The sequence below is a fragment of the Nostoc sp. genome, from assembly GCF_036917775.1.
Taxonomy (GTDB): domain Bacteria; phylum Cyanobacteriota; class Cyanobacteriia; order Cyanobacteriales; family Nostocaceae; genus Nostoc.
In genome coordinates, this window is record NZ_JBALEQ010000117.1 from 1 (window position 1) to 1,565 (window position 1,565).

A 1,565-nucleotide genomic window follows, 5' to 3' on the forward strand; every position below is an offset into this window, starting at 1 on the left:
GCTCAAAATGAGAAATCTTTAAATTCTGCGATCGCTAATCAAACACCAGAGCTTCTAGAACAGGGAAATTCAGCTTTGTTGTCAGGAGAAAATTCGGTTTCGGGTGTAGAAGTCAAAGCAGTTCATGAGGGTGAAAGTTCTGCCGCGCCCGTGCCAAATCCTGAAAAGTGGTCGCATGAGGCGATTGTGGCAAGGTCAAATATGCGACCTGTAAGAAGGGAAAAACTCAATCGAGCGGCGAATTCGGGCGATAATCCGGGTTTTGACTTTTTGCAAGAGTGTTGGAATGATGATCCGGCTTTGCAGATTGTGATCAAGAAACTGCTAGTGAAGTTTCCGCAGTGGGGGGTTGCGATTGTGGATGGGGTACTCGTTCCCACTCCCAACGCCAAGCAGTAGATATCTTGCATAAATCAAACAATTTGAACCCTACCCTGCCAACCACATTCCTTACTCTTTGAACTAAATTGTCTCAATTTGGTGGTAAGCCCCGACTCCATCGAACTACTTACACCCAAGAGCGCGAAGCGCCTCCCCCAGCGCACGCGCAAGGGAGAGGCAAAGAAGCACATAAAGTCCTATTTAATGTCCGTTCGTTTATTCTGTAACAAATTGCTTACGTTTACGAAGAGATGTGATACCGAAAGCACCTAAGCCTAAGATACCAATCAGGGAGGCGGGTTCGGGAACAGCTTGGGTAACTACGTCAAATTTGAAATTGGGGCCAATCCTACCGTTACCTGCTGTCAGGGTTGAAGGAAAACTAAAGCCTTGGGATGAACCATTTCTGGCGCTATTGGTGAGAGTAATTTCTGGAGCCGTATTTACAAATCCGGGAACAGTGTAAATATCACTAAATGGACTAGTTATTGCTGCACCAATAACGTATGACATTCCAGCAAGAAGATTGACTGACGTAATATCCTGGTAACGAAAGCTTCCAGTTAGTGGACTGGTGGTTTGGACAGTTGTTGAAGCTAGTAAATTCCCGTCCGATGTCCATAAACCAACTAAGTGGGATTGTGATAGAGGATTCGCAAGAGTTGGATCGTAAAAACCTAATGCAGTAACCGAGAGGTTTTCATTAGCAGTGAATGACCAACCAATTGTTTGATTTGTACCATTAAAAGCTGGGAAGTTAGATCCACCAGCGAAACTCTGTATCGCTTCAGATGCGTATACAGATGGTGCAGAAACTAAAGCTGTTGCCAGGATGAAAGGAGAAGCTATTGATAACTTTTTTAATACATTTACAATTGTCACGATCTTATTTCTCCGACAAACTTTAACATTCGAGACTCTCCATAGCAATATAACTTTTTATACTAAAAATGCCAATAATTTCCAGCAAATTCACGCAAAATATAAATAAGGGCTAGTTTATTTATTTATTTATTTATTTATTTATTGTGGGTACAAGCCCCCGCAACAATGTTTGATTTGGCGGTCAACAAGAAAACAAGAAAGTGGTGAGTTCAAGCTCCAATTGCCTTTAATTTTGAATTAATAATTTTGAATTTTGAATTGCTGCTTGACAGTGCTTATCTACTCTTGTGCAGAAGGTG

The 1,565-nt window shown here is 42.0% G+C and carries 3 pseudogenes; 1 reads left to right on the forward strand and 2 read right to left on the reverse strand.

Features of this window, described 5'->3' with window-relative positions:
* Positions 1-399: pseudogene (locus tag V7K69_RS24475) on the forward strand (hypothetical protein); the annotation flags it as partial.
* 198 nt (positions 400-597) lie between these two features.
* On the opposite strand, the pseudogene V7K69_RS33030 reads toward V7K69_RS24475, so the two are convergent.
* Both V7K69_RS33030 and V7K69_RS24480 read right to left on the reverse strand, forming a co-directional pair.
* Positions 598-690, reverse strand: a pseudogene (locus tag V7K69_RS33030) (PEP-CTERM sorting domain-containing protein); the annotation flags it as partial.
* A 102-nt stretch (positions 691-792) separates the two neighbouring features.
* Positions 793-1,263: pseudogene (locus V7K69_RS24480) on the reverse strand (DUF4082 domain-containing protein); the annotation flags it as partial.
* Positions 1,264-1,565 lie beyond the last annotated feature (302 nt).